The following is a 24,374-nucleotide window of genomic DNA, read 5'->3' on the forward strand; positions in this document are numbered from 1 at the left end:
CCATGAGTCGCGTGATGGGTGTTGCACCTTCGCTGGAGCCAGAGCGGCCGCGCCGCCGGGCCCTGGCCCCGCTAGAACCTGTGAGCACCCGCACGCGGCTGATCCTGGGGGTGGCGTTTTTCATCCTGTTCTTCGCCGTCTGGGCCGTGTTCACGCTGGGGGGCTTCGTGTCGCCCACGTTCCTGGCCAGCCCCATCACCATGGCCAAGGAAGGCTGGCTGCTGTTCACCGAGTTCGGCTTTCTGCACGACATCGGCATGACCGTGTGGCGCGTGCTGGGCGGCTTCATTCTGGCGGCGGTCATCGCGGTGCCCCTGGGTATCGCGATGGGCGCGCACAAGGGGGTGGAGGCGTTCCTCGAGCCCTTCGTCTCGTTCTGCCGCTACCTGCCGGCCTCGGCCTTCATCCCGCTGCTCATCCTGTGGGCGGGCCTTGGCGAGCTGCAAAAGCTGCTTGTGATCTTCATCGGCTCGGTGTTCCAGATCATCCTGATGGTGGCCGTCATCGTCGGCAATGCCCGCAAGGACCTGGTGGAGGCGGCCTACACGCTGGGCTCCAGCCCCACCGGCATCGTGCGCCGCGTGCTGATCCCCGGTGCCGCACCCGACATCGCCGAGACCCTGCGCCTGGTGCTGGGCTGGGCCTGGACCTATGTGATCGTGGCCGAGCTGATCGGCTCGTCCTCGGGCATCGGCCACATGATCACCGACAGCCAGGCGCTGCTCAACACCGGCCAGATCATCTTCGGCATCATCATCATCGGCCTCATCGGGCTGGTGTCGGACACCGTCTTCAAATTCGTCAACCGCCGTCTGTTTGCATGGAGCGCCCTGCGATGAGCCCGCTGCTGTCCATCCAAGGTGTCTCGCGCACCTTCGTCAGCCCCAAGGGGCAGACCACCCAGGCCCTGCTTCCCGTGGACTTCGACGTCGCCGAGAACGACTTCGTGACCATTCTCGGCCCCTCGGGCTGCGGCAAGTCGACCATGCTGCGCATCGTGGCCGGGCTCGACCACCCCACCGAAGGCCGCGTGCTGCTGGGCGGGCGCCCCGTGGAAGGCCCGGGCGCCGACCGCGGCATGGTGTTCCAGAGCTACACGCTGTTCCCCTGGCTCACCATCGAGCAGAACATCCGCTTCGGCCTGCGCGAGCGCGGCATGCCCGAGGCGCAGCAAAAGGAGCGCGCCGCCTACTTCATCGCCAAGGTGGGTCTGCGCGGCTTCGAGCAGCATTTCCCCAAGCAGCTGTCGGGTGGCATGCAGCAGCGCACGGCCATTGCCCGTGCGCTGGCCAACGACCCCAAGATTTTGCTCATGGACGAGCCCTTCGGCGCCCTGGACAACCAGACCCGCGTGCTCATGCAGGAGCTGCTGCTGGGCATCTGGGAGGCCGAGCGCAAGACCGTGATGTTCGTGACCCACGACATCGACGAGGCCATCTTCATGGCCAACCGCGTGGCCGTGTTCAGCGCCCGCCCGGGCCGCATCAAGACCGAGCTGGCCGTGGACCTGCCGCACCCGCGCCATTACACGATCAAGACCTCGCCCGAGTTCATGGACCTCAAGGCGCGCCTGACCGAAGAGATCCGCGCCGAATCCATGGCGGCGGACGCCCACTGAGCCGACCGGGTCGATTCGTCACCATGCCTGCCGCTTCAACCGCCCGCACCCGCCCCAAGGCTGCACCCCAGCCCGAGACGTCGGCGCTCGCCCTGTACCAGCAGATCAAGGACCACATTGCGCGCAAGATCCAGGACGGCTCCTGGAAGGCCGGCGACCGCCTGCCGTCCGAGAACGACCTGGTGACGCAGTTCGGCATGTCGCGCATGACCGTGAACCGCGCGCTGCGCGAGCTGGCAGAGCAGGGCCGCATCGTGCGCGTGGCCGGCGTGGGCAGCTTCGTGGCCGAGGACAAGCCCCAGTCCACGCTGCTGCAGATCGCCAACCTGGCCAGCGAGATCCGCCAGCGCGGGCACGACTACCGCTGCAAGGTGCTGACCGTGGAGCGCGTCTCGGCCACCATGGAAGTGGCGGCGGCGCTCGACATGCGCACCGGCGAGTCGGTGTTCCACGCCGTGTGCGTGCACCTGGAAGACGGGCTGCCCGTGCAACTCGAAGACCGCTACGTGAACCCGCGCGTCGTGCCCCAGTTCGCGCAGCAGGATTTCACGCTGCTGCAGCCCTCGGAGTTCCTGGTGCGCAACGTGCCTTTCGACCAGGTCGAGCATGTGGTGGACGCGGTGCTGCCCACGCCCGACCAGGCCCAGTTGCTGGAGATGGACCCGGCCCAGCCGTGCCTGCTGCTCACGCGGCGCACCTGGAGCCGGGGTGTGCCCGTGACCATGGTGCGCTGCCTGCACCCGTCATCGCGCTACCGGTTGGGCAGCCGCTTCCGAGCGGACGGCAACCCCGTTTTCGAGTGAGTCTGCCCTGGCAGCCTTCCATTTTTTCGCTTGTGCCAACTTGTATATACAGGACTAACCAATGACCACTGCAAACTCCAACACCCTGGTGCTGCGCCCCGGCCACGTGAGCCTTGCCGAACTGCGCCGCGTCAGCGCCGGCGGCCTGCGCCTGGCGCTCGACCCCGCGGCCCTGGCCGGCATGCAGGCCTCCGAGGCCACCGTGCAGCGCATCGTGGACGAGGACCAGGTGGTCTACGGCATCAACACCGGCTTCGGCAAGCTGGCCAGCACCAAGATCGCCCATGACCGCCTGGCCGAGCTGCAGCGCAACCTGGTGCTGTCGCACAGCGTGGGCACGGGCGAGGCGCTGCCCGACCCCGTGGTGCGCATGGTGCTGGCCACCAAGGCCGTGAGCCTGGCGCGTGGCCACTCGGGCGTGCGCCCGGCACTGGTCGATGCGTTGCTGGCGCTGGCCAATGCCGACGTGCTGCCCGTGATTCCGGCCAAGGGCTCGGTCGGCGCCTCGGGCGACCTGGCGCCGCTGGCCCACCTGGCCTGCGTGCTGATCGGCGAAGGCCAGGCCAAGGTCGATGGCAAGGTGGTCGGCGGCCGCGAGGCCATGGCCGCCGTGGGCCTGGCGCCCTTCGTGCTGGGCCCCAAGGAAGGGCTGGCCCTGCTCAATGGCACGCAGGTCTCCACCGCGCTGGCGCTGGCCGGCCTGTTCGGAGCGGAGAGTGTGCTGGCCGCCGGCCTGACCTCGGGCGCACTGTCGCTCGAGGCCATCAAGGGCTCGGTCAAGCCCTTCGATGCGCGCATCCACGAGGCGCGTGGCCAGGCCGGCCAGATCGCCGTGGCGGCCGCCGTGCGCGCGCTGCTCGAAGGCAGCGAGATCGACCCCTCGCATCCGAACTGCGGCCGCGTGCAGGACCCGTATTCCATCCGCTGCGTACCCCAGGTCATGGGCGCCTGCCTGGACAACCTCACGCATGCCGCGCGCGTGCTGCGCATCGAGGCCAATGCTGCATCGGACAACCCGCTGGTCTTCACCGACACGGGCGAGGTGATCTCGGGCGGCAACTTCCATGCCGAACCCGTGGCCTTCGCGGCCGACATCATCGCGCTGGCGGTGTCCGAGATCGGCGCGATTTCCGAGCGCCGCCTGGCGCTGCTGCTGGACACCGGCCTGTCCGGGCTGCCAGCCTTTTTGATCCGCGACAGCGGCGTGAACTCGGGCTTCATGATCGCCCAGGTCACGGCCGCCGCGCTCGCGGCCGAGAACCAGTGCCTGGCCCACCCGAGCAGCGTGACCAGCCTGCCCACCTCGGCCAACCAGGAAGACCATGTCTCCATGGCCACCTATGGCGCGCGCCGCCTGGGTGAGATGGTGCGCAACACCGCCGTGATCGTGGGCATCGAAGCCATGGCCGCGGCCCAGGGTATCGACTTCGAGCGCGTGCCGGCACCGGGCGCCACTGCCACCCCGTGGCTCAAGAGCTCCGTGCTCGTCGAAGCGCAACTCGCGGCCATCCGCCAGCGCGTGGCCTTCCTGGAGCAGGACCGCTACCTGGCGCCCGACATCGAGGCCATGCGCCTGTGGGCGCTCGAATCGGCCTGGCCCGCACCGCTGACCCAGTGCCTGCCCAGCCATATCTGAGTTTTACCTGTCCATCCGCTTTCTTCGCACCCATTGACCAGGAGATCACCATGAACGCCAACGACGCCATCATCGCTGCCGCCTCTGCTGCTTCCACCACCGACCCGCGCCACGATGCCTCGCGCGTGGTCCGTGCGCCGCGCGGCACCGAGCTGACCTGCAAGAACTGGCTTACCGAAGCCGCCTACCGCATGATCCAGAACAACCTGGACCCCGAGGTGGCCGAGCGCCCGCAGGACCTGGTGGTCTACGGCGGCATCGGCCGTGCCGCGCGCAACTGGGAGTGCTTCGACCAGATCCTGGCCTCGCTCAAGGACCTGAACGAGGACGAGACCCTGCTCGTGCAGTCGGGCAAGCCCGTGGGCGTGTTCAAGACCCACGCCAACGCACCGCGCGTGCTGCTGGCCAACTCCAACCTGGTGCCCAAGTGGGCCAACTGGGAGCATTTCAACGAGCTCGACCAGAAGGGCTTGTTCATGTACGGCCAGATGACGGCCGGCAGCTGGATCTACATCGGCAGCCAGGGCATCGTGCAGGGCACCTTCGAGACCTTTGTCGAGGCCGGCCGCCAGCACTACGGCAACGACCTGTCGGGCAAGTGGATCCTGACCGCCGGCCTGGGCGGCATGGGCGGCGCACAGCCCCTGGCCGCCACGCTGGCCGGCGCCGTGTCGCTCAACATCGAATGCCAGCAGAGCAGCATCGACTTCCGCCTGCGCACGCGCTATGTGGACAAGCAGGCCAGGGACATCGACGATGCCATCGCCCTGATCCAGCACCATACCGAGCGCAAGGAAGCCGTCTCCATCGCCCTCTTGGGCAATGCGGCCGACATCCTGCCCGAGCTGGTGCGCCGCGCCAAGGCCGGTGGCATCAAGCCCGATCTGGTGACCGACCAGACCTCGGCGCACGACCTGGTCAACGGCTACCTGCCCAGCGGCTGGACCGTGCCCGAGTGGCAGGCCGCGATGAAGGACCCGGCGCGCCACGCCGCCCTCAAGGCCGCCGCCGCCAAGAGCTGCGCCGTGCACGTGCAGGCCATGCTCGACTTCCAGGCCATGGGCATCCCCACGGTGGACTACGGCAACAACATCCGCCAGGTGGCGTTCGACGAAGGCGTGAAGAATGCCTTCGACTTCCCGGGCTTCGTGCCGGCCTATATCCGTCCCATGTTCTGCGAAGGCAAGGGCCCGTTTCGCTGGGTGGCGCTGTCGGGCGATCCGGAAGACATCTACAAGACCGACGCCAAGATCAAGGAACTGTTCCCGAACAACAAGCACACGCACCGCTGGCTGGACATGGCGCGCGAGCGCATCAGCTTCCAGGGCCTGCCCGCGCGCATCTGCTGGCTGGGCCTGGGCGAGCGCCACCTGGCGGGCCTGGCCTTCAACGAGATGGTGAAGAACGGCGAGCTCAAGGCGCCCATCGTGATCGGCCGCGACCACCTCGATACCGGCTCGGTGGCCAGCCCCAACCGCGAGACCGAGAGCATGAAGGACGGCACCGACGCCGTGAGCGACTGGCCGCTGCTCAACGCCCTGCTCAACACCGCGGGCGGCGCCACCTGGGTCAGCCTGCACCACGGCGGCGGTGTGGGCATGGGCTACTCGCAGCACTCGGGCATGGTCATCGTGGCCGACGGCACCGATGCCGCGGCCGAGCGCCTGGCGCGCGTGCTGGTCAACGACAGCGGCAGCGGCGTGATGCGCCATGCCGACGCCGGCTACGACCTGGCCGTGGCGACCGCGAAGAAGCAGGGCCTGAAGCTGCCCATGGTGCGCTGATCTTTCTGGAGGCCAGCGACATGCCCCGGAGCGCACCCTTGACCCCTGCGGCCGTGCCCACCGCCGACCGGGTGCTGCAGGTGCTGGCCGTGCTGGCCCAGCAGGGCAAGGCCCTGTCGGCGGCCGAGCTCATGGAGCGCACGGGCCTGGCACGCAGCACGCTGTACCGCCAGCTCGCGCGGCTCAAGCGCTGGGGATTCGTGCTGGAGAGCGATGGTTTCTACGCGCCCGGCCCGCTCAGCCTGCAATTGGCGCTGGGCTTCGACCTGGCGTCGCACCTGGTGCGCCAGGCCCGGCCCGACATGGTGGACCTGGCCCAGCAGTCGCAGGAGAGCGTGGGCCTGATCGTGGCCGTGAACGACCAGGCCATCTGCCTGGACATGGTGGAGAGCCAGCATTCGCTGCGCTGCTCGTTCGAGAAGGGGCGCAGCGTGCCCCTGCGGGCGGGCGCCTCGGCCAAGTGCGTGCTGGCCCACCTGCCCGAAGGCGTGCGCTCTGCCGTGCTCGATGGCCTGTGGGGCGCGGGCACGCCAGAGCGCCAGGCCGCACAGCAAGAGAGCGATGCCATCCGCAAGGCGGGCTTTGCCACCAGCGCGGGCGAGGTGGACGCAGGCGTGTGGGGTTGCAGCGTGCCCTTGTTCGGTGCCTCGCGCCAGTCCGTGGGTGCCATCACCCTGATGGCACCGATCGTGCGTGCCAGCGGGCAGGAAGAAGCCCTGATCCGCATGGCCGTGGTGGCCGCGGCGCGTATTTCGCGCCAACTGGTTTTGCATTGACATGACAACGAACGATGACTGATTTTTCGATGACCGCCCTGGCGGGGAGGCACTGAGCATGGTGCAGTTCTTCGACCTGGCCTCTACCCCCAGCGTGCCCTGGAAGAATGGCGGCGGCAGCACGCGCGAGCTGGCCTGCTGGCCGCAGGGCGCGGGCATGGACGGCTTCGAGTGGCGCGTGAGCGTGGCCACGATTGCCGCGCCGGGGCCGTTCTCGGCCTTCCCGGGCGTGGACCGGCAGATCATGCTGCTCGACGGCGACGGGGTGCACCTGCGCTCCAACGACGGGCAGCTCGACCATGACCTCGATCAGCCCTGGCAACCCCTGGCTTTCAAGGGCGACGTGCCGGTGGACTGCGCCATGCTGGGCGGCACCTCCACCGACTTCAACCTCATGGTGCGCCGGGGCCGTTGGCACGGCGGCCTGCAGGTGACTGGCCATGCCCGCGTGGCGGGCCGTGCGCGTGCCGGCCTGTGCATGGTGCTGCGTGGACGCTGGCGCTGCGGTGAAGAGGTGCTGGAGCCCGGCCAGGGTCTTTGGTGGAGCAATGGCACCGCCGAGAATGCGCTGGAACCTTTGGATGCCGATCCCGCACTGGCCTGGATCGACCTGGACATGGAACCCTCCGACTGACTGTTTGCCCATGACAATCACCACCCATACCCCCGAGATCCATCCCTCCGCCGACGGCATCTGGATCGGCCTCGTTCCCGCCCCTGACCTGTGCGTCCTCGATGTGCCCGTGCCCGAGGGCGCGGCCACCTGCATTGTTGTGCAGGGCGGCACCTTGCAGTGGGTGGGGCCTCAGAATGGCTGGCCCGCAGCCTGGAATGCCTTGCCGCGCTTCGACGCGCGGGGCGCCCTGGCCACGCCCGGGCTGGTGGACTGCCATACGCACCTGGTCTATGGCGGCCAGCGCGCCAACGAGTTCGCCATGCGCCTGGCGGGTGCCACCTACGAAGAGGTGGCCAAGGCCGGCGGTGGCATCGTCTCGTCGGTGCGCGCCACGCGCGAGGCCAGCGAGGACGAACTCTTCGCGCTCGCGCTGCCGCGCCTGCAGGCGCTGCTGGACGAGGGTGTGTGCGGCATCGAGATCAAGTCCGGCTACGGCCTGGCGCTGGAACACGAGCGCAAGCAACTGCGCGTGGCGCGCCGCCTGGGCGAGGCGCTGGGCGTGACGGTGCGCACCACCTTCCTGGGCGCACACGCGCTGCCGCCCGAGTACGCTGGCCGCAGCCAGGACTACACCGACCTGGTGTGCAAGGAGATGCTGCCTGCACTTGCCGCCGAGGGCCTGGTGGATGCGGTGGACGTGTTCTGCGAACGCATCGCCTTCACGCTGGCCGAGACGGAGCAGGTCCTTCAGGCCGCACAGCGGCTGGGCATTCCCGTCAAGCTGCATGCCGAGCAGCTCTCGGACATGGGTGGTTCCGCGCTGGCGGCGCGCTACGGCGCGCTCTCCTGCGACCACATCGAGCACCTCTCGCAAGCGGGCATCGACGCGATGAAGCAGGCCGGCACCGTGGCCGTGCTGCTGCCCGGCGCCTACTACACGCTGCGCGACACGCACCTGCCGCCCATCGCCGCGTTGCGCGAGGCCGGCGTTCCCATGGCGGTCTCCACGGACCATAACCCCGGCACCTCGCCCGCCTTGAGCCTGCTGCTCATGGCCAACATGGCCTGCACGCTGTTCCGCCTGACGGTGCCCGAGGCACTGGCCGGCATCACCGTGCATGCCGCGCGTGCGATGGGCCTGCAGGACACGCATGGCCTCATCGCATCGGGCCGGCCGGCCAACTTCGTGCTCTGGCCGTTTGCCGAGGCCGCGGAGCTGGCCTACTGGTTCGGCCACAAGCCTGCACGCACCATCGTGCGGCAGGGTCGCATCGTGAAGCAGGGCTGACCCCATGACCAGCCACAGCGGATTCCTCGCGGCGCTGGTCGATGCGCTCGGTGCCGACCGCGTGCAGGTGGGCGATGCCGTGCCAGCGCGCCACCACACCGACTGGAGCGGAACGGCCCCCGTGCCACCGCTGGCGTTGGTGCGCCCGCGCAGCACCGAGGAAGTGTCGGCCCTGCTGCGCCTGTGCCATGCACACCGCGTGCCCGTGGTGCCGCAGGGCGGCCTGACCGGGCTGGCCGGGGCGGCGGTGCCCTGCGCTGGCGGGGTGGCGCTGTCGCTGGACCGCATGAACGCCATCGAGGCGGTGGACGCGCGCTCGGCCACGCTCACCGTGCAGGCCGGTGCCACCGTGCAGGCGGTGCAGGAGGCCGCGCTCGCCGTGGGCCTGCAGTTCGGCGTGGACTTCGGCGCGCGCGGTTCGGCCCAGGTGGGCGGGGCCGTTTCCACCAATGCCGGTGGCAACGGCGTGCTGCAGTACGGCATGGTGCGCGAACAGGTGCTGGGCCTGGAGGTGGTGCTGGCCGATGGCGCGGTGCTGCCCATGCTGCGGCCCATGCTCAAGAACAACACGGGCTACGACCTCAAGCAGTGGTTCATCGGCGCCGAGGGCACGCTGGGCGTGGTCACGCGCGCGCTGCTGCGCTTGCGGCCACTGCCGCGTGCGAAGGCCACGGCCTTGGTGGCGCTGGCCGATTTCGATGCGGCGCTGGCGCTGCTGGCCCGGCTGCAGGGGCGCTTTCCGGGCGCGCTGTCGGCCTTCGAACTCATGTGGCGCGATTTCATCGAGGCCTCGCTGCGCTGGCAGAGCCTGCGCGAACCTTTTGAGGCGCCGCACCCGTTTGCCGCGCTCATCGACGTGGGCGGTCAGGACGAAGCTGCACTGCGCGGTGCGCTGGAAGACGTGCTGGGCGAAGCCATGGAGGCGGGCGAAGTCAGCGATGCGGCCATCGCCCAGTCCGAGGCGCAGGTCCGCGCGCTGTGGAAGATCCGCGAAGCGACCGCCGAGCTGCCCGCCAACATGCACCCGCCCATCAACTTCGACGTGAGCCTGCCGCAGGCCGACATCGGCCGGTTTGCGCAGGAGTGCCGCGCCGCGCTGACGGCGCGCTGGCCTGGGCACCTCACCGTGTTCTTCGGCCACATCGGCGACGGCAACCTGCACCTGTCCACCGATGCCTCCACCGTGAACGGGGACGAGGGCGCGGTCGAGGAGCTGGTGTATGCCCAGGTGGCGGCCTTTGGCGGCAGCGTATCGGCCGAGCATGGCATCGGCCTGCACAAGAAGCCTCATCTCCACGCCAGCCGCACCCCGGCCGAGCTGGCCGCCATGCGCGCCATCAAGCAGGCGCTCGATCCCCTTCACCTCATGAACCCCGGCAAGGTATTCGACCTATGAACACTGCTGCTTTTGCCATCGAAGCCCTGGCCCGCCCCGAAGTGGCGCCCCTGCCTGCCTACAACGCCGGCCTTTCGTCCGACGCCGTGCGCCAGCGCTATGGCGTGACCGAGATCGCGCGCCTGGCCAGCAACGAGAACCCCTACGGAGCCAGCCCTGCCGTGGCGCGCGCCCTGGTGGACCTGGCGGCGCGCGTGGGCACCTATCCTGACGCCAACTGCACCGCGCTGCGCGCCGCTATCGGCGAACGCACGGGCGTGGCGCCGGACCGCATCGTCATGGGCAATGGCTCCGAGGACATCCTGCAGATGCTGTGCCAGGCCTTTCTGTCGCAGGGCGACCGGGTGCTGACCCAACGCCCAGCCTTCGGCCTGCACGAGATCTACCCGCGCATGATGGGCGCCCAGGTCGAGCTGCTGGCGCTGACGCCGGAACTCGGCTTCGACGTGGATGCCTGGTGTGCAGCCCTGGCGCGCGGCCCCAAGATCGCCATGTTGGCCAATCCCTCAAACCCCGTGGGCTGCATGTTCACCGCGCAGGAGTTCGAGCGCCTGCTGGCCGCCACGCCCGCACACACGCTGCTGGTGGTGGATGAGGCCTACTATGAGTACGCCTGCCACGCGGAAGGCTACCCCGATGTGCTGGCCCTGCTGCAAGGCCGTGCCATGCCCTGGATCGTGCTACGCACCTTCTCGAAGGCCTGGGGCCTGGCGGGCCTGCGCGTGGGCTACGGCCTGGCGAGCGACGCAGCACTGGTGCAGTTGCTCGACCGGGTGCGCACGCCCTTCAACGTGAACCATGCGGCCCAGGCCGCGGCACTGGCGGCCTGGGGCGACGAGGCCTTCATGCGCCATGGTGTGGCCGAGACGGTGCGCCTGCGCGACGTGCTGGTGCAGCGCCTGCAGGCCCTGCCGGGCCTGCGCATCGCGCCCTCGGCCACCAACTTCCTGTTCGTGGACATCGGCCGGCCCAACGGCCCCGTGAACGAGGCGCTGCTGGCCCAGGGCCTCATCACCAAGCCCTGGAAGGAGCCGGGTTTCGAAACCTTCATCCGCGTCTCCATCGGCACCGAGGCGGAGAACACGCGTTTCGCCGGCACACTGGCCGAGATCCTGGAGGTGGCCGCATGAGCACCAACACGTTGTTTGCCGAACACGCCTTGCTGCCCGGCGGCTGGGCGCGCGATGTGCTGCTGCAGTGGGATGCTGCGGGGCGATTGCAGTCGGTGGAGTCGGGCATTGCTGCTGGGGCGGCGCCGCGCGCCGCCGGGCCTGTGATCCCGGGCATGCCCAACCTGCATTCGCACGCCTTCCAGCGCGCGTTCGCGGGGCTCACCGAATACCGCGGCGAAAGCCAGGACAGCTTCTGGAGCTGGCGCAACCTGATGTACCGCTTTGCGGCGCAGATCACGCCCGAGTCTCTGGAGGCCATCGCCACCTGGCTCTACGTGGAGATGCTCGAAGCGGGCTACACCTCGGTCTGCGAATTCCACTACGTGCACCACGACCGGGACGGCCGGCCCTATGCCGACGATGCCACGCTGTCGCTGGCGCTGCTGCGTGCGGCGCGCAATGCGGGCATCGGCATCACCTTGCTGCCGGTGCTCTACCAGACCAGCGGTTTTGGCGCCAAGCCTCCGCGGGCCGACCAGGCACGCTTCATCCGCAGCACCGACAACATGCTGGCGCTGCTGGAGCGCCTGGCGCCCCTGGCCAAGGACCAGGGCGCGGGCCTGGGCCTGGCGCCGCATTCGCTGCGCGCCGTGCCGCCCGACAGCCTGGCGGCCGCCGTGCAGGGGCTCACCGCCATCGACGCGAAGGCTCCCATCCACATCCACATCGCTGAGCAGACCCAAGAGGTGGACGATTGCGTGGCCTGGAGTGGCCAGCGCCCCGTGCAGTGGCTGCTGGAGCATGCGCCCGTGGATGCCCGCTGGTGCCTGGTGCATGCCACGCACATGACGCCGCAGGAGTACGCCGACGCCGCGCGCACCGGCGCCGTGGCCGGCATCTGCCCCACCACCGAGGCCAACCTGGGCGACGGCATCTTCGACATGCCGCGCTGGCTGGGCCATGGCGGCGCCTGGGGCGTGGGCTCGGACAGCCATGCCTGCGTGAACGCGGCCGAGGAACTGCTGGCGCTGGAATACAGCCAGCGCCTGTCGCTGCGCCAGCGCAATGTGCTGGCCAGTGCGGCACACCCCCAGGTGGGCACCTCCCTGTGGCTGGCGTCCGTGCAAGGCGGTGCGCAGGCCGCGGGCCGGCCAATCGGCGGCTTGGCCGTGGGCCAGCAGGCCGACTTTGCGGTGCTGGACCCGGCGCACATCGCCCTGGCCGGCCTGCCGGTGGAGTCGCTGCTGTCGGCCCATGTGTTCGGCAGCCACCGCACCAGCGCGCTGCGGGACCTGTGGGTGGGTGGCGTGCAGCGTGTGGCCGCTGGCCGCCATGCCCTGCATGACAGGGCGGCCGCCGCCTTTGTTCAGGCCCGCGCGGCGACCATCGCGCCACAATGAACGCACTTTGAAAAGCCTCCCCTTCGAGAGCCACGCCATGAGCATCACCACCCAACCCGCCTTCACCTTCCACCAGGGCACTGCGCCGCTGCTGGTCTCCATGCCGCACGTCGGCACCTATGTGCCGCCTGCGATTGCCGCGCGCTTCACCGAGGAGAGCCGCCAGGTGCCCGACACCGACTGGCACCTGGAGCGCCTGTACGATTTTGCGCAAGGCATGGGCGCATCGATCCTCGCAGCCACGCATTCGCGTTACGTGGTGGACCTGAACCGCCCGCCCGATGGCGCCAGCCTCTACCCCGGCCAGAGCGTCACCGGCCTGTGCCCCGTGGACACCTTCGACGACACGCCCATCTACACCCGCGGCGACGTGCCCGACGACACCGAGGTGGTGGCACGCCGCGATGCCGTCTGGGCGCCGTACCACGCGCAACTGCGCACGGAGCTCGACCGCATCCGCGCCACCCATGGGGTGGCGGTGCTGTGGGATGCGCATTCGATCCGCTCGGTACTGCCGCGCTTCTTCGAGGGCAAGCTGCCCGACCTGAACCTGGGCACGGCCAACGGCGAGAGCTGCGACCCGGCGCTGGCGCAGCAGCTGCTGGCGATTGCACAGGCCGCGCCGGGCTACACCGCGGTGCTCAACGGCCGCTTCAAGGGCGGGCACATCACCCGCCACTATGGCCAGCCTGCGCAGAACGTGCATGCCGTGCAGCTGGAGATGACGCAGTGCAGCTACATGCAGGAGGCGCTGCCGTTCGACTACCTGCCCGAGGTGGCGGCGGGTGTGCAGCCGCACCTGAAACGCATGCTGGAGGCGGCGCTGGCGTTTGCGCAGGCGCGGGCCCGGGCCTGAAGGACGGGGCTGCGGGGCCTTGTGGGCCCCGCTACCGCCGTATCGGTGCTAGTATGGGCCTACGCCGCCCTGCAGGGCAGCGGGGTGCGCCCCTTGGCCACCACTGCGGAAGGAGCCGCATTTCCCATGGAGACTGCGGCCTACTACTACATGCCCTTGTTCAAGCCGGGTGCCTTCGTGCACCTCGGGAGCAGCCGCGAGACCGTCAGCCATGTGGTCGTGCGCCGCAATGCCCTGATGGTCTACCTGGTGGGGCACGACTCCCCGGTGCACCCCGATACGCTCACGGTGGTGCCCACGGCCTTCCACCTCACGCGGATGCCCGACCGCGCCTGACGCGGGCCGGCCGCACTGGGCTGGTTCAAGCCGCCTGGTACTGCGCCATGGTTTCGCCCAGGCGCACGGGGCGCGCAGGCGCCCATTCGGTGTTGAACTGGAACGGGCCCTTGGGGAACAGCAGCACCACCGTGGAGCCGAGCAGAAAGCGGCCCATCTCCTCACCCTTTTGCAGCGACACCTGGCCGGGGGCGTAGTCCCAGTGGCGCAGCACGCCGGTGCGTGGCGGGTTCACCTGGCCGTGCCAGACGGTGGCCATGCTGCCCACGATGGTGGCGCCCACCAGCACCAGCACGAAGGGGCCATGGGCCGAATCGAAGAAGCAGACCACGCGCTCATTGCGCGCGAACAGGCCGGGCACGCCGCGCGCCGTGGTCGGGTTCACCGAGAACAGGTCGCCCGGCACATGCACCATGCGCGTGAGCTGGCCCGCGCAGGGCATGTGGATGCGGTGGTAGTCGCGCGGGCTCAGGTAGATGGTGGCGAAATAGCCGTCGTCAAAGCGTGCGGCCAGCGACGAATCGCCGCCCACCAGCGCGGTGGTGGAGTACGAGTGGCCCTTGGCCTGGAAGATCTGGTCCTTCTGGATCGGGCCGAACTGGCTGATCGCGCCATCCACGGGGCAGACCAGGTCGGCATTGGCCAACGGCCGGGCATCGGGCTTCAGGGCCCTGGTGAAGAAATCGTTGAACGAGGCATAGGCCGCGATGTCCGGATTGGCCGCCTCCGCCATGTTCACCTTGTAGTGGGACACGAAGCCGCGGATCACCGATGTGGTCAGCCCTCCGAGCTGGGCCGAGGCGAATTTTCCCGCCAGGGCGGTCATGGCCTGCTTGGGCATCAGGTACTGGGGGAGAACGGCGAAGCGGTCAGACACGGGTGGAAGATCCTGCGAAAAGGGTGCGGGCCATTCTACTGATGGCAAGCGCCCCAAAACTGTAGGCGGGCAGCCTGTTGTCCGGGCGGTGTGCGCCAGGTGGTGGGCTGGGGTGTCCAGTCCTCTGTCGCCTGCACCAGAGCGCCGATGTAGCTGCCCAGGTCGATGCCCAGCGCGCTGGCGGCGGCCTCGGCACCTGCATCGCTTCGGCTGGCGCTGGTGGCGAAGCGGCTGAATGCGGGCCAGTCGCGCGCCAGCTGTGCGACGGCGATGCGGGCCAGGTCGTAGGACAGGGCGTTGCCATCGTCCGTGCGGTGGAAGGAGTCGCCCGACCAGAATTCCTGCATGCGCTCGGCATTCCAGAACGCCTGGTGGCGCTGGTGCATGGCCTGCGGCGACTGGGCGGAGCGGCCGGCACCGGCGATGCGGTGCTCGGTGTTCACGGCCAGGCCTTCGTCCAGCCAGGTGGGCAGGCGCAGGTACGACAGCGCACTGTGCGTGAGCTCGTGCGCGATCACGGGTTCGATGCTGGACAGGTCGGCCTGCACCACCACGAAATGCGGGCAGCCGTTGTGGATGAACATGCCGCCGCTGAAGGCGAACTCGCCGCCATCGAGGTAGAACTGGCCCACGTAGTGGTAGTAAAGCTCCTGGCTTTCCAGCACCAGCAGCACGCTTTTCTCGCCGGGGTTGAAGCGGGCCACGCCATCGAGCACGCGTGCGATGCGCTGGCGCGTCTTGGTCACATAGCCGGCCATGGCCTGCACGACCGATGGCTCCAGTGGCGACAGGATGAGCACATCCTGGCCCTCGTGCAGGTGCATGTGCGGCCCGATGGCATCGCGCAGGTGCAGCAGCCAGGCACGACGCCCTTGTTCGATGGCCTCGGTGGTCGTCTCGGGGTTGGTGGCCTGGCCGGCCCATTCGTCGAGTGCCTGCCAGTCCATGCGGAGCAGATCGGCGGATGCGCTCAGGTGGTCGTGCACCTCGAAGGGCGGCAGACCAGCGATGCGCAGCATTTGGGGTGCCGGGGGCTGCTCGCCGCCCTGGTTGGACGGGGAGTCTGGCTCGGGCGCGGAATCCAACGGCGGCGCAAACTGGAAGCGTGCCATGAAGGCCCCCAGGAAGGGCAGGATCCAGATGCCCATCACCATCAGGGCCTTGCGGTTACCGAACTCGTCGCTGCGCAGCACACGCCGCGTGGCCCAGGTGTTGAGCAGCACCAGGGCCGCGAGAATCGACAGGAAAATGGCGAGCGCAGGGGGCATGGTGGCCGCATGCTACGGCAAGTGGCAGCGTCCGTGCGGCGGGATGGCCACCCCCGGGCGAGACGCTGTGCACGATTTCGCGCGAAAATAGTGAACCCAGGGCTCAGACGCCCAGGTACTGCTCCAGCAGTTGAGGCTGGGCGCACAGCGTCTGCGAGCTGCCCTCGAACACCACCTGGCCCTTGACCAGGATGACGTTGCGGTCGGTGATCTGGGTGACGTGCTTCCAGTTCTTGTCCACGATCACGCTGCTGATGCCGCTGGCCTTGATGAGGCTGCAGATGCGCCAGATCTCGCGCGCGATCAGCGGGGCCAGGCCCTCGGTGGCCTCGTCGAGGATCAGCACGTCGGGGTTGGTCATCAGCGCCCGGCCTATGGTCAGCATCTGCTGCTCGCCGCCACTCAGTTGCTGGCCGCCATGGCCCAGGCGTTCCTTGAGGCGCGGAAAGGTCTCCAGCACGCGCTCGTAGGTCCAGTCGCGCTGGCCGCGCGTGCCGGCGCGGGCGGCCATTTGCAGGTTCTCTACCACGCTCAGGTTGCCGAAGATGCCGCGACCCTCGGGCACGTAGGCAATCCCCAGGCGCGCCACCTCGTAGGGCGGGCGGCCCGTGGTCTCGCGCCCGGCCACGCTCACGCTGCCCGAGCGCGGCTTGACCAGGCCCATCACGGACTTGAGCAGGGTGCTCTTGCCCATGCCGTTGCGGCCCATGAGGCCGATGGTTTCTGCCTGGCCCACGGTGAAGTCCACACCGTGCAGGATGTGGCTGGCGCCGTAGAAGGTGTTGAGGCCGCGGGCCTCGATCAGGGGTGGGTGCTGCTGTGCCATGGTCAATGTTCTTCACCAAGATAGGCGGCCTGAACGTTGGCGTCGGCGCGCACCTCGGGCGGCGTGCCGCTGGCGATGGCTTCGCCGTTGACCATCACCGTGAGGTGGTCGGCCAGGGCGAACACGGCGTCCATATCGTGCTCCACCAGCATCATCGCGTGCCCGGGCTTGATGCGCAGCAAGAGCTGCACCATGCGCTCGGCCTCGGCCACGCCCATGCCGGCCAGGGGCTCGTCAAGCAGCAGCACCTGGGGTTCGGTGGCCAGTGTCATGGCGATCTCGAGCTGGCGCTGCTCGCCATGGCTCATGGTGCCGGCCACGGCATCGCGCCGCGCCTGCAGGCCCGCCAGTTCGATGGCGCGGTCCACGCGCTCGCTGCTGGCGCGGTTGTGCGGGCCGGCATGGCGCGTGTCGCGCCACCAGCGCAGCGGGTTCCAGGGCTGCTGCGCATCGCGCGACTGGGCCGCCAGGCGCACGTTCTCGTGCACGCTGAAAGGCAGGAAGATATTGGTCTTCTGGTAGCTGCGGCCCAGGCCCTGGCGCGAGATGCGCTCGGACGCCCAGCCCGTCACGTCGGTGCTGCCCAAGTGGATCGCGCCGTCGGAGGGCGGCAGGTCGCCCGAGAGCAGGTTGGTCAGCGTGGACTTGCCTGCGCCGTTGGGCCCGATCACCGCGTGGATTCGGCCGCGCCACAGGTCGACCGAGACGCCGTTGACGGCGGCCAGGCCGCCGAAGCGCTTGGTGATCTTGCTGGCTGACAGAAGGACTTCGTGTGGTGTCGTCATTTCAGCCATGGTGTGCATCCCCCTTGGCTGCGCGCAGGCGCACCAGCAAACCCAGCAGGCCGCGCGGCGCCACCAGTACCACCAGCACGATGAAGCTGCCCATGAGCAGCTGCCAGTGCTTGGTGATGTCCTTGAACACATGCAGCAGGTACTCGAAGGCGAAGGCGCCGACGATGGCGCCCGCGAAGTTGCCCATGCCGCCCAGGATGACCATCATGATGGCGTGCGCGCTCATGTGAAAGCCCATGAGTTCGGGGTTCACATAGCCCGTCTGCGCACCCCAGAGGTAGCCTGCCAGCCCTGCCAGAGCGCCGGCCACGGTGAAGGCCGTGAGCTTGTAGCCGAAGGTGGAAAAGCCCATGGCGCGCATGCGGTGCTCGTTGACGCGGATGCCCGAGAGCGCGCGGCCCAGGGGGCTCCACAGCAGGCGGCGCAGCCCCGCATAGACCAGCACCACCATGGCCAGCGTGAAGTAGTAGAAGGTGCGGCGCCCCTCCAGGTCGAACGGAAGCCAGCCGAAGACCGAGGCATCGGGGCGGAAGTTGATGTAGATGCCGTCCGAGCCGCCCAGCGCCTTGTTGTCGAAGAACAGGTAGAACACCATTTGCGCGAACGCCATGGTGACCATGATGAAGTAGATGCCGTGCGTGCGCACCACGAAGAAGCCGATGACCAGCGCCACCAGGGCCGAGCCGGCGACGGCGGCCGGCAGCGTCCACCACAGGCTCACCGGTGCATCGGCGGGGGTGAGAAAGGCCAGCGCATAGCCGGCCACGCCGAAGTAGGCTGCATGGCCCAGCGAGACCAGGCCGGTCACGCCCTGCAGCAGATCGAGGCTCATCGCGAAGATGGCCATGATCATCATGCGCGTGACCATCTGCACGTAGAAATCGCTGCCCACGAAGGGAAAGGCCAGCAGGGCCACCAGGCCCAGAACGAGGACGAACTGCACGCTGCGCGGCAGCACCTCCAGGTTGGTGCGGGGGGCGCTCATGCAGGCCTCCGGAAGGCGCGGTGCGGTATGGGGAACACAGGGACGACAGTCATTGCTTGAACAGGCCTTCGGGTTTCCACAAAAGAACGGCGGCCATCAGCATGTAGACCAGCATGCCGGCCACGGAGGGCAGCAGCACCTTGCCGAAGGTGTCCACCAGGCCCACCAGCAGCGCCGAGATCAGGGCCCCGCGCACCGAGCCGATGCCGCCGATGACCACCACCACGAAGCACATGATGAGCACCGAGGAGCCCATGTTGGGGTAGACGCTGGAGACCGGTGCGGCCACCATGCCGGCCATGGCGGCCAGGCCCACGCCCAGCGCGAACACGATGGCGTGGATGAGCTTGATGTTCACGCCCAGCGACTCGGCCATGTCGCGGTTGAAGGCGCCCGCGCGGATCTTCATGCCCAGCCGGGTCTTGGAGATCAAAAGGTACAGGGCCACCGCCAGCACGATGCACACGCCCGAGATGAACAGGCGGTAGACCGGGTAGGAGAGAGTGTCGGTGAGCGGAATGGACCAATCCAGCAGCTTCGGGATGGCCACGCCGTGCACGTCGTCGCCCCAGAGGATGGAGCGCAGCTCCTCGAAGATGTAGATCAGCCCGAAGGTGAGCAGCACCTGGTCCAGGTGGTCGCGGTGGTAGAAGTGGCGAAACAGCAGCCATTCGAGCGCCAGGCCGAAAGCCACGGCCAGCACGGCCCCGCCCAGGATGGCCAGCGTGAGGCTGCCGAAGTGGCCCGAGAGCGAGTACGCCAGGTAGGCGCCCAGCATGTAGAAGCTGCCGTGCGCCAGGTTCACCACGCCCATGATGCCGAAGATCAGCGTGAGGCCGGCCGCCAGCATGAACAGCAGGAGGCCGTACTGCACGCCGTTGAGCAACTGGATCAAAAAGGTGGCGAAGTCCATGGTGGCGTGCAGGTGTGTGGTGCGGTCAGGCGGCCCGGCGCGTGACCAGCAGCAGCGAGCCCATCAGGGTGAACAGTCCGCCCGAGATGCGGTTGAACCAGCGCATGCGGTTGCCCGAGCGCAAGGCCGGGGCCAGCTTGGCCACGCCCAGGGCGCACAGCGTGAGCACCGTGAACTCGAAGGCCACGAAGGTCGCGGCCAGGATGGCGAACTGCGGCGCAAAGGACAGCGCCGGGTTCAGGAACTGCGGGAAGAAGGCGGTGAAGAACAGGATGGCCTTGGGGTTGCTGCCGCCCACGATCAGACCCTGCAGGTACAGCCGGTGCGCGGGCACTGCAGGGGCCGCGGTGGTGCTCTCGGGCATCTGGTCGAACACGGTGCCCTGGCTGCGGAAGGTCTTGATACCCAGCCAGATCAGGTAGGCCGCGCCTGCGGCCTTGAGCACCCAGAAAGCGGTCTCGGACGCAGCCAGCAGGGCACCCAGGCCCAGGGCCGACAGCAGCATGGTGCCCAGCACTGCGCTGACGCTGCCCGCCGCCGCTGCCATGGCCTTGCGCGGGCCGTGCTGCAGCGAGGTGGTCATGCACATCAGCATGGTCGGGCCGGGCGAGAGCACCAGCAGGGCCACGGCGGCCAGGTAGAGCAGGTAGGTACTGAGGGTCATGGGAGGAAGGGGATCCAGAGGGTGGCCGCAAAGTCCGGGCGCACGAAGGACTGGCCTGCCGCAGTGGCAGGCGCGTCCATTGTGACTTGGAGTAAGGCCTCTATGCGGATTTGCATTCGGCCGTATAACTAGGCGGGGAGCCGCAGACAGTGCTGTAGCACGGCAAGGCTCCCCAACGACGTTAGCCGGTCGAAGGCAAAGCCGCCTCAGGTCATGCGGCAGCCGGCGCCGCTGTCGGAGAGGGCTTTCGCTGCTATGCCGACCACCTTGTTTTCCTTGTTCTCGACCACGCGCAGGTAGATGTCCTGCACCGGGTTGTGGGCCCGGCTCATGGTCCACTTGCCGCGCGGGCTGTCGATCACGGCGCTTTCCAGCGCCTTGTACAGCGCGGGCTTGGCGGCCATGTCGCCCTTGACGGCATTGGCGCCCTGCACCAGCAGCAGGCCGGTGTCGTAGCCCTGCACGGCATACACGTCGGGCTGGCTGCGGAAGGTCTTGGCGTATTCCAGGCGGAACTGCTTGTTGCGCGGCGTGTCCAGCGAGTCGCTGTAGTGCATGGTGGTGATGATGCCGTCGGCCGCCGGGCCGGCAGCGTCCAGCACGCCCTCGGTCAGGAAGCCCGAGCCGTACAGCGGGATCTTGTCCTTGAGGCCGGCGGCCGCATAGTCCTTGATGAACTTGGCCGCGCCGCCACCGGCGAAGAAGCAGGCCACGGCATCGGGCTTGAGGGCCGCGATCTCGGTCAGCAACGCCTGGAATTCCACGTTCGGGAAGGGCAGGCCCAGTTCCTTGACGATGGTGCCGCCGGCGGCGGTGTAGCTCTGTTTGAAACCTTCGAAGGCCTCGTCGCCGGCCGCGTACTTCCAGGTGATCCACACGGCCTTCTTGTGGCCCTTCTCGACCATGGCCTTGCCCAGCGCCAGTGTGGGCTGCGAATTGCTGAACGAGGTGCGGAACACGTTGGGGGCGCACAGGGCACGCGTGGCCGCGTGCACGCCCGCATTGGGGATGAGGTTGAGCACGCCGGTGTCGCGCGCCACCTTCTGGATGCCCATCTGCACGCCCGAGTGCACGGTACCGATCAGCACGTCCACCTTGTCGCGCTGCACCAGCTTGCTGGCGTTTTCCACGCCCTTGCTGGGCTCGGACTCATCGTCCACCTTGAACCACTCGATCTCGCGCCCGCCGAGCTTGCCGCCCTGCTGGTCGATGGCCATGCGCACACCGTTCTCGATGGCCACGCCCAACTGTGCGAAAGTGCCCGTATAGGGCAGCATGAAGCCCACGCGCACCTTGCCGCTCTGGGCCCGCACGATGGAGGGCAGCAGCAGGCCCGTGGAAGCGGCGCCGACGAGGGCTGCGCTGCGGCTGATGACAAGGCGGCGAGTGGTCATGGGGAGTGTCTCCTTTGTTTAGGCTTAAAGCAATTTAACTCCAAGCCCCTGTGGTGAAAACCTATGGCTTACCCGTACCGGTGCTGGCATGCAGAGGTCCTTCCGGGACCACGAGAACCTGTTTCCTGGCACTGGTGCGCCAAAAACCAAGGTGAAGTAAACTGCATTGATATCGATGTGCATGCAGTATAGATCATGTTTTTGCGGCCTTGGGCGGCTGTTTGCCGCCGTGGGCTAGGTAGTTTCGAGCATAGGGGTGGGTCGCTGCTTGCCCATCCTGCCATGGCTGGGGTGCACCCGCTTGGTGCATGGCGGGTCAGTCCCCGGCAAAATGGAGGGCTGCATGCGGCATGGCATGTGCTCGGCGTCCTGTGCGGCAGGGGCCGCGCCTGCCTGCTGTGGATGCTCCGCCCCATGTCTGCACCATCGCCTCCGCCACCCCGGCCTTCTTCTCCTGCCCAGGAGTCCGATACATCCCCTTCCCTGGCCCCGCGTGCCGCATCGCCCCGGTTGCCGGCGCGCGTGCGCATCATGCGCTGGCTGCGCCATTTCTGGCCGGCCCCGTTGGACATTGATGGCCGCGAGCGCCTGCGCTTCATCGTGGGGGCTGTGCTCGGGGTGTTCCTGACGGCGGTGCTCAGCCGCTGGTGGGCGGGCGGCGGCCACGCCCATGGGCCGTGGATGCTGGGATCGCTGGGCGCCAGTGCCATCCTGGTGTTCGGCATGCCGTCGAGCCCGCTGGCCCAGCCCTGGCCGGTGCTCGGGGGCAGCACCCTGTCGGCGATGGTGGGGCCGTGTGCGCCGCGCTGGTGCCCGAGCCGGCGCTGGCGGGCGCCCTGGTCAAGGGCCGCCGCGGCCAGCCCGCCCGCGTGGGCGAGATCATGTCGCACCCCGTGCAGGTGGCCCGGGTGGGGCAGCACGCCATGGACTTTGTGCCCCTGTTCTCACAGGGCGGGCACCACCACATCCCCATCGTCGACGGGGGCGGGCACCTGGTGGGCATCATCACCCAGACCGACCTGGTGCGCACCCTGGCGCTGGCGGTTCAGGGCCAGGAGCCGGGGCGCTGACGCCGTCTGCAGAGGCGCCGCGCCGCTGCGGCATTCTCGCCATAGGCAAGTGTGGGTACATCGCGGTACAATCGACAGGCTATGGACAGCGCTCTGCCTGTCCATTGATACGGATTTGCCTTTAACCGTGTAGCTGTCGTTGGTTTGCCTTGCCGTGCTGCCGCACTGTCTGCGTTTCCCGCCTGGCTACACGATCAAATGCAAATCCGTATGAAGCCGTCTCCCCGGCCCTCTGCCTGATCTGCGCCCCGGGTGCAGCGACGACTCCCACCGCCCGCAACGCACCGTGTGTCGAGCCCGACCACGCTGCACCGGCCGTGGTGGATGCACCAGCGCTCAGGCGCCGATCACCAGATTTTTGATTTTTGAAAAGACAAGAGAACATGGCCAAAGAAGAACTGATTGAAATGCAAGGCTCCGTGACCGAAGTGCTGCCCGACTCGCGTTTTCGCGTGACGCTGGACAACGGTCACCAGCTGATTGCCTACACCGGCGGCAAGATGCGCAAGCACCACATCCGCATCCTGGCGGGCGACAAGGTCTCGCTGGAAATGTCGCCCTACGACCTGTCCAAGGGCCGCATCACCTTCCGCCATCTGGCCGGCCGCGGCCCAGGCCCGTCGAGCCGCTGAAAGGCGTGTCGGCATCGCATCGGGCTGCCGCACTTGGTTGCCCGCGCAGGCCGCTGGTTGGACGTTGTGAAGTGTTGGCGTAGAAGATAGTTGGTTGAGTTTCCCCCCCATCGCGCAGTCTGCATCGACCCTGGATGCAGGACGGCACTGCCGATGGAACCCTGGTCCGGTGCAGTCGCTGCAAAAAATTCAAAAAAAGCGCGCATTTGGTCAGAACCCGAAATTTCCCGGGTTAGAATACGAGCTGTCGGAGCGTAGCGCAGCCTGGTAGCGCATCTGCTTTGGGAGCAGAGGGTCGCGAGTTCGAATCCCGCCGCTCCGACCATTATTGGCAAGGCCTGCAGAAGCAATTCTGCAGGCCTTTTGTCATTTTCTCGTACGCATTTTCAATGCAAGCACTACCCATCGTGCTTGATGACTTGCCGTGATGGCATCGGGCCAGGTGCCGGCTGATTCTTTGCCTTCAGGGCTGACCGATGCGCAAGCATGGACCTTGCTCGGCCCGCCCAGTGCGGGCCAGGCATCAGGCGACGCTATGGGTTTTGGCCTGCGCACGTAGCGAGCGGCTGTTTGAACGCCTTGATGCTTGTCTCTGTCAGGGTATCGCTAAAGGACGGCGCCATGGCCTCATTGGGTTTTCGGGAACTCATCGACATATGGCCCGATTTGGCAATCCATCGACCGTCCTGGAGGGAAAAGTTGATCTTTCGGGTGGTCAGGATGGCGCGGGACAGTTCGGGGGACACGGTCTTTTCCCGTACTGCTGCCTCGCTGTCTGCCGATTCTGTGGCTATGAACTGCTCGATGACCAACTCGGCCACAAACGGTGAGGCCAGGGAGTCCGTCTTGCGGACGTCGTAGGACAGTTTTGGCTCCGTGCGCAGGCGCTTCACCCAGACCTTCATGTCGTCCAGGTATTGAACGTCCGATGTGGTCGGAGCGCTGGAAGGCGTCGTCAAGTAAGCGTCCTGACAGCGCTTGACCAAGTCTTTGAATGATTGCAGTGGATCTGACTGAGCCCAGGCGCTGGATTGCGAAGCCAGCAGCAGGACCAAGGTGGCAGCGTATTTCATGGTGAAAAATTGGGGGAGGGGGATAAGGGGGCGAAAGCTCTTGAACGGCGCTTTGTGAATAGTAGCCGCGACAAGCAGGGGCTGAGACGAGAGCAAGCTCAAAGCCCATTTTTCAATGCCTGACAGAAACACTTCTGAAATCACACAGGCCTACTTCAATCGGCTAAGATGGCTGTATAAAAATAAGGGGTATCCACTTAGCTCCAGTGATGCCAAAATCACTGGATGGAAACCCAGATACTAGCGCCTTCTCCCGG

At 67.6% G+C, this 24,374-nt stretch carries 24 protein-coding genes, 1 tRNA gene and 1 pseudogene; 17 read left to right on the forward strand and 9 right to left on the reverse strand.

The genetic code is table 11. The features are described 5' to 3' along the window. Positions 1–2: 2 nt before the first annotated feature. From AC07X5_RS30875 to AC07X5_RS30935, 13 genes are all read left to right on the forward strand, one after another. A complete protein-coding gene (locus tag AC07X5_RS30875) occupies positions 3–839 on the forward strand; it encodes an ABC transporter permease (protein ID WP_494773267.1) in 837 nt (278 codons plus the stop codon). After that, complete coding sequence (locus tag AC07X5_RS30880) at positions 836–1,618, forward strand: ABC transporter ATP-binding protein (protein ID WP_494773268.1); 783 nt, start codon at positions 836–838, stop codon at positions 1,616–1,618. Before AC07X5_RS30875 ends, AC07X5_RS30880 begins: the two co-directional genes overlap by 4 nt. Before the next feature lie 23 nt (positions 1,619–1,641). Beyond that, on the forward strand, positions 1,642–2,421 hold the full coding sequence (hutC, locus tag AC07X5_RS30885) for a histidine utilization transcriptional repressor HutC (protein ID WP_494773269.1): 780 nt from the start codon (positions 1,642–1,644) through the stop codon (positions 2,419–2,421). 61 nt (positions 2,422–2,482) lie between these two features. Beyond that, complete coding sequence (hutH, locus tag AC07X5_RS30890) at positions 2,483–4,057, forward strand: histidine ammonia-lyase (RefSeq protein WP_494773270.1); 1,575 nt, start codon at positions 2,483–2,485, stop codon at positions 4,055–4,057. 50 nt (positions 4,058–4,107) lie between these two features. Further along, on the forward strand, positions 4,108–5,841 hold the full coding sequence (gene hutU / locus AC07X5_RS30895; RefSeq protein ID WP_494773271.1) for a urocanate hydratase: 1,734 nt from the start codon (positions 4,108–4,110) through the stop codon (positions 5,839–5,841). Positions 5,842–5,861: 20 nt separating this feature from the next. Then, on the forward strand, positions 5,862–6,617 hold the full coding sequence (locus tag AC07X5_RS30900) for an IclR family transcriptional regulator (protein ID WP_409962392.1): 756 nt from the start codon (positions 5,862–5,864) through the stop codon (positions 6,615–6,617). 58 nt (positions 6,618–6,675) lie between these two features. After that, complete coding sequence (locus AC07X5_RS30905; protein ID WP_494773272.1) at positions 6,676–7,251, forward strand: HutD/Ves family protein; 576 nt, start codon at positions 6,676–6,678, stop codon at positions 7,249–7,251. Between the two features lie 10 nt (positions 7,252–7,261). After that, positions 7,262–8,521, forward strand: a complete 1,260-nt coding sequence (gene hutI / locus AC07X5_RS30910; protein WP_494773273.1) for an imidazolonepropionase — start codon at positions 7,262–7,264, stop codon at positions 8,519–8,521. A gap of 4 nt (positions 8,522–8,525) precedes the next feature. Continuing rightward, complete coding sequence (locus tag AC07X5_RS30915; RefSeq protein WP_494773274.1) at positions 8,526–9,917, forward strand: FAD-binding oxidoreductase; 1,392 nt, start codon at positions 8,526–8,528, stop codon at positions 9,915–9,917. Beyond that, positions 9,914–11,047 carry a histidinol-phosphate transaminase gene (locus AC07X5_RS30920; RefSeq protein ID WP_494773275.1) on the forward strand — a complete coding sequence of 378 codons (1,134 nt, stop codon included), beginning with the start codon at positions 9,914–9,916 and terminating at the stop codon, positions 11,045–11,047. The genes AC07X5_RS30915 and AC07X5_RS30920 overlap by 4 nt, the downstream gene beginning before the upstream one ends. Beyond that, entirely contained in the window at positions 11,044–12,429 is a 1,386-nt protein-coding gene (locus AC07X5_RS30925; protein ID WP_494773276.1) for a formimidoylglutamate deiminase, read from the forward strand. Before AC07X5_RS30920 ends, AC07X5_RS30925 begins: the two co-directional genes overlap by 4 nt. A gap of 37 nt (positions 12,430–12,466) precedes the next feature. Then, positions 12,467–13,285 (forward strand): N-formylglutamate deformylase, encoded by an 819-nt coding sequence (hutG, locus tag AC07X5_RS30930; protein WP_494773277.1) that lies wholly within the window; start codon positions 12,467–12,469, stop codon positions 13,283–13,285. A gap of 126 nt (positions 13,286–13,411) precedes the next feature. Further along, entirely contained in the window at positions 13,412–13,621 is a 210-nt protein-coding gene (locus tag AC07X5_RS30935) for a hypothetical protein (protein ID WP_409962380.1), read from the forward strand. 25 nt (positions 13,622–13,646) lie between these two features. Here the strand turns inward: AC07X5_RS30935 and asd are convergent, their stop codons facing one another. The 8 genes from asd to AC07X5_RS30975 form a co-directional block, all read right to left on the reverse strand. Continuing rightward, the gene (gene asd, locus AC07X5_RS30940) at positions 13,647–14,498 is read right to left on the reverse strand and encodes an archaetidylserine decarboxylase (protein ID WP_494773278.1); all 852 of its coding nucleotides are present in this window, start codon (positions 14,496–14,498) and stop codon (positions 13,647–13,649) included. A gap of 35 nt (positions 14,499–14,533) precedes the next feature. Further along, complete coding sequence (locus tag AC07X5_RS30945) at positions 14,534–15,766, reverse strand: hypothetical protein (RefSeq protein ID WP_494773279.1); 1,233 nt, start codon at positions 15,764–15,766, stop codon at positions 14,534–14,536. A gap of 103 nt (positions 15,767–15,869) precedes the next feature. Next, positions 15,870–16,592: an ABC transporter ATP-binding protein gene (locus AC07X5_RS30950; protein WP_494773280.1), complete on the reverse strand. Its 723-nt coding sequence runs from the start codon at positions 16,590–16,592 to the stop codon at positions 15,870–15,872. 2 nt (positions 16,593–16,594) lie between these two features. Then, positions 16,595–17,377: an ABC transporter ATP-binding protein gene (locus AC07X5_RS30955; RefSeq protein WP_494773281.1), complete on the reverse strand. Its 783-nt coding sequence runs from the start codon at positions 17,375–17,377 to the stop codon at positions 16,595–16,597. 1 nt (position 17,378) lies between these two features. Continuing rightward, positions 17,379–18,371 carry a branched-chain amino acid ABC transporter permease gene (locus AC07X5_RS30960; protein ID WP_494773282.1) on the reverse strand — a complete coding sequence of 331 codons (993 nt, stop codon included), beginning with the start codon at positions 18,369–18,371 and terminating at the stop codon, positions 17,379–17,381. 49 nt (positions 18,372–18,420) lie between these two features. After that, positions 18,421–19,284, reverse strand: a complete 864-nt coding sequence (locus AC07X5_RS30965; protein ID WP_409962368.1) for a branched-chain amino acid ABC transporter permease — start codon at positions 19,282–19,284, stop codon at positions 18,421–18,423. Positions 19,285–19,309: 25 nt separating this feature from the next. Then, a complete protein-coding gene (locus AC07X5_RS30970; RefSeq protein ID WP_494773283.1) occupies positions 19,310–19,948 on the reverse strand; it encodes a LysE family translocator in 639 nt (212 codons plus the stop codon). 206 nt (positions 19,949–20,154) lie between these two features. Next, positions 20,155–21,342, reverse strand: a complete 1,188-nt coding sequence (locus tag AC07X5_RS30975) for an ABC transporter substrate-binding protein (RefSeq protein ID WP_494773284.1) — start codon at positions 21,340–21,342, stop codon at positions 20,155–20,157. Positions 21,343–21,873: 531 nt separating this feature from the next. Here AC07X5_RS30975 and AC07X5_RS30980 point away from each other — a divergent pair. The 4 genes and pseudogenes from AC07X5_RS30980 to AC07X5_RS30995 all read left to right on the forward strand — a co-directional run. Beyond that, a pseudogene (locus tag AC07X5_RS30980) lies at positions 21,874–22,176 on the forward strand (HPP family protein); the annotation flags it as partial. 89 nt (positions 22,177–22,265) lie between these two features. Then, the gene (locus tag AC07X5_RS30985; protein WP_494773286.1) at positions 22,266–22,412 is read left to right on the forward strand and encodes a CBS domain-containing protein; all 147 of its coding nucleotides are present in this window, start codon (positions 22,266–22,268) and stop codon (positions 22,410–22,412) included. Between the two features lie 383 nt (positions 22,413–22,795). Beyond that, complete coding sequence (gene infA, locus AC07X5_RS30990) at positions 22,796–23,044, forward strand: translation initiation factor IF-1 (protein WP_007856902.1); 249 nt, start codon at positions 22,796–22,798, stop codon at positions 23,042–23,044. 248 nt (positions 23,045–23,292) lie between these two features. Further along, positions 23,293–23,369 (forward strand) — tRNA-Pro (locus AC07X5_RS30995). A gap of 208 nt (positions 23,370–23,577) precedes the next feature. On the opposite strand, the gene AC07X5_RS31000 is transcribed toward AC07X5_RS30995, so the two are convergent. Then, complete coding sequence (locus AC07X5_RS31000; RefSeq protein ID WP_494773285.1) at positions 23,578–24,117, reverse strand: hypothetical protein; 540 nt, start codon at positions 24,115–24,117, stop codon at positions 23,578–23,580. Positions 24,118–24,374: the final 257 nt, after the last annotated feature.

This window comes from Acidovorax sp. GW458-11-26-14-TSB4, assembly GCF_059423865.1.